Annotated in this window: 6 protein-coding genes; all 6 read right to left on the bottom strand. The window is 34.9% G+C overall.

The window, feature by feature from the left end:
• Window positions 1-151 precede the first annotated feature (151 nt).
• Window positions 152-1,648 (bottom strand): ATP-binding cassette domain-containing protein, encoded by a 1,497-nt coding sequence (locus CLLU_RS19400; protein ID WP_106011055.1) that lies wholly within the window; start codon window positions 1,646-1,648, stop codon window positions 152-154.
• A complete protein-coding gene (locus CLLU_RS17510; RefSeq protein WP_106011054.1) occupies window positions 1,645-2,730 on the bottom strand; it encodes a FecCD family ABC transporter permease in 1,086 nt (361 codons plus the stop codon). The genes CLLU_RS19400 and CLLU_RS17510 overlap by 4 nt, the downstream gene beginning before the upstream one ends.
• 304 nt (window positions 2,731-3,034) lie before the next feature.
• Window positions 3,035-3,802, bottom strand: coding sequence for a class I SAM-dependent methyltransferase (locus CLLU_RS17500; RefSeq protein ID WP_106011052.1), 768 nt, complete (start codon window positions 3,800-3,802; stop codon window positions 3,035-3,037).
• 37 nt (window positions 3,803-3,839) lie between these two features.
• A complete protein-coding gene (locus CLLU_RS17495) occupies window positions 3,840-4,658 on the bottom strand; it encodes an ABC transporter substrate-binding protein (RefSeq protein WP_106011051.1) in 819 nt (272 codons plus the stop codon).
• Window positions 4,659-4,678: 20 nt separating this feature from the next.
• Window positions 4,679-5,848 carry an ABC transporter substrate-binding protein gene (locus tag CLLU_RS17490; protein ID WP_106011050.1) on the bottom strand — a complete coding sequence of 390 codons (1,170 nt, stop codon included), beginning with the start codon at window positions 5,846-5,848 and terminating at the stop codon, window positions 4,679-4,681.
• 22 nt (window positions 5,849-5,870) lie between these two features.
• Window positions 5,871-7,034 (bottom strand): ABC transporter substrate-binding protein, encoded by a 1,164-nt coding sequence (locus tag CLLU_RS17485; RefSeq protein ID WP_106011049.1) that lies wholly within the window; start codon window positions 7,032-7,034, stop codon window positions 5,871-5,873.
• Window positions 7,035-7,282: the final 248 nt, after the last annotated feature.

Raw genomic sequence — 7,282 nt, 5'->3', positions numbered from 1 at the left:
CAATTAACTGTATATACTATATATTTAGCTGTATTTAGTAGCAAATGTTATTATAATTACACTGTAATTTAATATAAACTGCTCCCTTTTAGGCACACAAGTGAAATAATAAAAACTTGTTTGCCTAAAAGGGAGCATATTAGTTTAATTTTTATTTCTTAGGGTTCATTATATCTTCTAGTTCTTCATTGCTTACATCATAGCTGTAATATGTTTTGTAAAACTCTTTTACTTCTTTATTCATATCTATATCCTCAAACATGTCGGGATGTAAAATTTTAGCTGCCCATAATACCTGTAGTGCTTCGTCACCACTTCTCGCACACCATACATTAACACCTTTGGGATTTATATAAATTTTATTATTTTTAACTGCATTAATATCTTTAAATCGTACATCTTTTAAAATAGCATCCTTGTTAGGTGCATCTCTAACCACAATTACATCAGGGTTCCATTTGACTACATCTTCCATAGGAACATTTTGAGACATGCCTGTAATACCATTTTGTGCAGCTAGATTTATGCCGCCGGACATTTCTATCCATGAGGTAACTATTGAGTTGTTTCCATCAGTACTTAAAGGACTCTCTGCTGAATAATATACCTTGACTTTATTATCGGCAGAAATAGATGAAGTCTTTTCAGTAATGCGCTTTATATTAGAATCATAGTAAGAACAAAATTCAGCAGCCTTTTTAGTTTCTTTATCCCCAAGCAGATTTCCCATTAAAGTTACCGACTTTTTAAGCTCTTCTGGTGTATCATAATATATTATAATTACAGGTATACCTAACTTTTCTATTTTTTTCTGAAGTTCTTCTTTCCCTGACCATAATACAACTACATCTGGCTTTGATTTTATAAGCTCTTCAATATTAACTTCTTTATCAAAAGGTACAGACACCGTTTTTATCTTAGGATAAATTTTCATATACCATGGATAAGCTGATTTTAAATTTTCTTCAGTAACTACATCATTCACGTCACCTACGTTAAATATATTGTTCTTTTGCATCAATGCCACCTTACTCGGGCAAAGAAAGGTATGATCCGGAAAATGCGTAGTCATTATAACTCCCATGCCTTTTTTTACCAGAGAATTGATCCGTTCAAGCACCCTAATTTGATTACCAAAATCTAAATTAGAAGTGGGTTCATCCATAATAAGAATATGGGGCTGCTGGGTTAGCGCTCTTGCTATCAGAACCATCTGCCGTTCCCCTCCACTAATTTCTGTATAAATCTTGTTCTTTAAAAATGATATCCCTAAAGTTTCTAGAGACTCTTCTGCAATAGCCACATCATTTTTTGAAGGTGATGCAAAAGTTCCTAAATGGGCACTACGTCCCATAATAACAACATCAAGTACAGAAAAAGGAAATGGAGGAGTATGGGCCTGTGGGACATATCCAATAGCTTTAGCCAGCCTTTTTTTAGACCAATTTCTAATATTTTCTCCATCTAAAATAATTTCTCCGCCTTGTAATTTCAAAAAACCCAAAATTGTTTTAAAAAATGTAGTTTTTCCTACACCATTGGGTCCAAGCAAACACAATATTTCTCCCGATTTTACCTTTACTGATATACCTTTAATCACAGTTTTAGATCCATAACCACAAATAGCATTTTTAATTTCTAATTTCATACCCAGCCTCTCTTTCCTTTTATAAGTAGATAAATAAACATAGGTGCACCTATAATAGCTGTAAGTATTCCAAGTGGAATTTCCACGGTAAATGCACTGCGTGCTACATCATCTACTAAAAGCAGAAAAGTACTTCCAATAAGCATAGATGCCGGCAGCAAAATTTTATAATTAGGTCCTACTACAAGTCTAGCCACATGGGGAATAATAAGTCCTACCCAGCCTATCATTCCACTAATTGATACAGATGCAGCTGTAAGCAAGGTTGAACATATAATAACTATCACACGAATTTTACGCGTATCTATTCCCATAGCCTGGGCTTCCTCTTCTCCAAATGATAGAACATTAAGCTTCCATCTTAAAAGCAATATAGGAACAATTCCTAAAACTAGTGGAATAATTAATATCATTACATCCCTTGCACTAACAGACGAGAGACCTCCCATAAGCCAGAAAGTAATAGCCGGTAATTTACTTTCTGGATCAGCCACATATTTAGTAATAGAAACAAATGATGAAAACAAAGTTGAAATAACCATTCCCGTAAGTACCAACACTAAAATGGCATTATCTCCCTTTCCTATAATACTGGCAATTGTATATGTAAGAATCACAGCTGCCAGTCCTATTAAAAAGGCAGAAAATTGTATGCCTATAACATTAAAAGACATCAAAATAGCAACAGCAGCTCCAAAACCTGCACCAGCAGAAGCACCTAATATGTCTGGAGAAACCATGGGATTTTTAAATAACCCTTGATAAGTAGCCCCTGCTGCAGCTAAGGCAGCTCCCACCATCATAGCAGCAATGATTCTAGGAATACGTACTTGAAATAAAACCGTTTCTAAAGTTTCGGGCCAAGTTACAGAAAGATTGAGAATTTTACTTGTAAAAATATTAAATAATTGAGAAAGTGGAATACCATATCTTCCAAGCGTAAGAGACAATATAAAAGCAATTATAGGTATTATAGTCAGGCCAATCATAACACTATTTTGTTTTCTTTTTTCTTTTCCTATGGAATTGGACATATACATTGATATCTCTGGCTTCTGTTCTATTTCACTTACACCTTTCATTTAAATCACCCTTTTTGATTTATTTATTAACTGCAACGGCATTTTTTAACAAATTCTGTACTTCTTCATCTGTAAGTTCATTTTTCAATAGATTTCTAAAGTCTGTTTTTCAGTTTCTGGACCTTTATAGCAAAAAGCAGCCTATAAACTATAAATATATAAACCAGGCTGCAAATATTTATATCCGAGCTACATGTTAAGCAATCTTCATGTCTTTCAAAACAATACCAAAAAAATATTATCTGTAACTCTCCTTTTTCTGCTTCTGCACAGCTCTTCTTTCTTGATATGTTGTGCGAAAAAATCAATTTTTGACCTGCCACCACAGTACATAAGACCATCTTTCACAGCAATATGTTACACTTCCGTCCTTATGAAACGTCAAAAATCTATTCACGTTCCGTTTAAAAATGGGTAACATTTTTGCTGGAAATTCATGAAGCCTGCTCAAATTCCCATAAGCTGCTTCCCTGGAGGGATAATTTCTTTTAAAGCCGTCCTTTACGACACGAAGATTGGGCATGACTCCCATATCATAAACCTTGTTGAAAGCAAATTGATAACCATTTATATAGTTTCGTATTGGATCGTCTGGTTTGGAAAAACTCTGGCTGTTATCTTCCAAAATGCCTTTGAAAAGCGCTCCAATAGAAGGCGAACCATCCTTGATCCATCCAATCATAACAGCATATTTTTTTGCTGCCTTGTTAAGTTTCTCAGGGTTCAGCATTCCTATTGACCGGGAAGCAATAACAATATCATGTTTATGAATTGTTTTATTTATAACCAGACTATTCCAGTCACCCAGCCTTGTTGCTATATTGCAGACCCCCTCATCTCTGGCATTCTCATTACATATTTTAAGCATTGATTCGAATGCATCCAGTGCAGTAACACTTTTAGCGCGTTTTGCGATAGGAACAGCAAGGCGGCCGGGGCCACATCCTATATCTAAAACCGTATCCTCTGAAGTAATATTCAGACAATTGATTTGATTCAACGTATATTCATTTTCAAGTTTCGATACCATGTTATAATATTGTGCAAACTTGTTCCAATCAACATTTTCCATTCTCCATCCTCCCGCCTTTTCTATGAATATAAAATTGTTAATCAGCAGAATTAAGATTTAATATTTCATTATCTACACTGGCACTCTGTGAATTAGACTTGTCACCAGGGAACTTTTCTGCTACTATATTCGTACCCCCGGCTGCCTCTATATATGAGCTATTTATATCGTTACCTGCTATTGTAGTGATTTGCCCTTTAGGTGAACCTGTAGCTGCAAAAACCTTAACTTTTTCAGCTGATTCTGTTTTATCTTCAACATATTTTAAATTGCCATCATAGTATTCGTTGAATTTTTGGGCTTTTTCTTCACCATCTTTTCCGAGGACCTTTCCCACCATACTGACGGTACTTTTAATATCTTCTGGAGTATTCAGCTTTAAACCTAAAAATGCTATATTGGACTTTTTTAATTTTTCTTGTTCAGCGGAACCAGTTGTTCCTCCAAAGACTACCTGAGGATTTGTTTTAAGTACGATTTCCATATCCAATGTTCCGGGACCACTTTTTCCGGTATATGCAGCGGGTATTTTCTTTATTCTAGGATATACTTTGGGGAAAAATCCGATTTGAACATTTTCTGCTGTTGCTACCAGCTTATCTGCACCGCCTACCAATAGAACTACTTGATTTAAAGCTCCACCTGCTGCTACCCTTTCAACCTTATACGGTATTGTCACATTTTTACCGGTGCCATCAACTATAGTTCTTGTTGAAGGTGTAGTTGAGTTCTGTGCCGTATTATTACTCTGCTTATCACTTTGACTACTGTTTCCATTTCCACATCCTGCACCAGCAACTACAATAAATACAATTATAAGTATCAGTGGTATACCCCTAGCTTTTAACTTTTTCATAAAAATTCCTCCTCTTTCTCTTAGTTATCTTTCCAGTCTTCAAAAAATACTCCAGAATAGCTAATAGGCATATATTTAGAAAAAAATTCTTTTAAATCCGCTTCTGGGTCAACATCTTTAAATTGTTCCGGCCACAATTTCTTCGCAGTATATTCAATAATTGCAAAACCAAAAGGATATTTGGCATAATTGAAATGAAATCCATATAACCTGCCATTTTTAATAGCTGAAAGTTCACTCCAGCCAGATCGTTTTGTATATTCTTCTAGATGCTTTTTAGCTTGTCCTTCAGTCACAAAATAGCCAAATCTCATAATATTTGATGTTGGATTCCAATTTGCTCCACCTATCATAATCATATCGGGATTTGAATTTAAAACTATTTCAGGATTTAGCGAATCCATTCCGTGCCCCTCTCCTATATTTTCAGCACCTAATCTTTTAAGTAATGCTCCAAGTCCATCAGATGTATCTCCTCTTGTAGCTCCAATTTCTTCAGGTGTTACATTCCCCAATTCAAAATAAACAGATGGCTTTTTCGAACTTTCTTTTACAGCTTTATTGGCAATTTTTAATACATTATCAATTTTGCCTCTCGCATATTTTACCATTTCATCTGTCTTTTCCTTGTACCCTAACATATTGCCTAACATAGACATGCTGTCCAGCATACTATATAATGGATCATTCTTAGGATTGCTTCCATCCGAATCAATAAAAACTACAGGCAGTCCAACCTCAATCAATTTTTTAACGCTGTTCTTTTGCATAAAGGCATAATCAACAATAATAATGTCCGGATCAAGCTCCAGCAGTTTCTCACTGCTTACCGAGTCATCATACACGCTTCCGCATTCTACAATTTTGTCCATGTCAAAAGTTTGTGAAAACTTCTGATACAGATCTATATCATTGGTCTTTAGATCTTGTCCCAAAGATATTACTTTTTTATCAAAGTCCTTACCTAATATGGCCCCTAATATATTGGTTTCCATATATCTCAGTGTGACAATTTTCTTTATGTCAGTTGATAATTTTACTTTTCTCCCTGCCATGTCAATATATGTTTTCGTTGCAGGTGTTGTATTCTTTGCTGTTTCTTCTTTTTTTGCTGTTGTACCGCATCCTGCTGATGATACTATAATTGTTACAATAAGCAGCAGGCCTAATATCATCTTTTTTATTTTCATTTTAATCCCTCCCATTCACTTATTATTTATTCCATTGAGCCCACTGTATACCTGAATATGGCATTTCCATATATTTGCTGAAAAATTCTTGAATATCTTTATTAGGGTCTAAATCGCTAAATTCCGCAGGGTATAACATCTTTGCCATTTCCTCAACACCAGCAAAACCATAAGGACGGCCATAAAGATTGTAATGAAGTGCGTAAAGCCTTCCATTTTTGATTGCATTTAAATCAGACCATCCTGCTCTTTTAGTGTAAAGCCTCAAATGCTCATTAGCACTTTGTTGAGTTGCAAAAAACCCAAGACGCATAATATTATCAGTTGGATTCCAGTTGGCCCCGCCTATGATAATAATATCGGGATTTGAGGCAAGTACCTTTTCGACATTTAATGGCTGACCTGTGACACCAATACTAATATTATCTGCACCAAGTTTGTCCCAAACATAACCCCAACTGGTTTTCACATCACCATCTGTCTGCCCAATCTTGTCTGGAGCTACATTGCCGCACTCCCAATATAATACAGGCTTTTTCGTTCCGCTTGAAATAACTTTTTGAACTCTTTGCAGCACAGCATCAGTTTTCTGGTTAGCGTACTCCACCATTTCATCAGCTTTTGATTCCTTACCCAGCATTTTTCCTAACATTTTTATACTCTTTCCGGGCCCATAAAAAGGATCAGAATTATTATCCATAATGACAACAGGTAATCCTGTAGAAATCATTTTCTGTATGCAATTTTTATTGTAGAATTGTTTATCAACAATTATTATATCTGGATTTAAATTCACAACAGATTCAACATTTATTGCATCGTCATACACGCTGCCAAGGGCAGTCATTTTATCAAGATTCTTGTATACTTTTGAAAACATGTTGTATCCATCAATATCGGTACTCTTGAAACTTTCACCTACAGCCACTAACTTTGTATCTAGTTCTTTACCTAAAATTGAAGAGAGCATATATATATCCATTGTTCTCACAAGTACAATACGTTTAATATTAGTAGAAAGTGTCACTTTCCTGCCAAGCATATCTGTAAAAACCTTCGTTTTTGGAACATTTGAAGCCGAATTTGAAGATGTTGAATTATTAGAACTACATCCAAGAAATACAAAGATAAGTACAACTGTCAATAGTAAACCAATTATTCTAATTCCTGATTTTTTATTTTTCATTTTAATTTGCTCCAATCCGCATATATAATTGATTTAAATCCGAGATACTAATTCATATTTATGGGTTTCATCAGCAATGCCTACGAATTCAATAACTTGCCTGCCCTGTTTATTTACATATCTCAACTTTCGCACATTAAAATAAAGGCGGAAGCCTGAATTTTTAAGATATAAAGCAAAGAAACATTCCTTTTGGTATAATAGAATTGTCAAAAACACCATACCAAGGAAAGGAATGTTTCTTATGA

Source organism: Clostridium luticellarii (genome assembly GCF_002995845.1).
GTDB lineage: Bacteria > Bacillota > Clostridia > Clostridiales > Clostridiaceae > Clostridium_B > Clostridium_B luticellarii.
The sequence above is the reverse complement of the archived record's forward strand: the minus strand, read 5'-3'. Positions and strand labels throughout refer to the sequence as shown.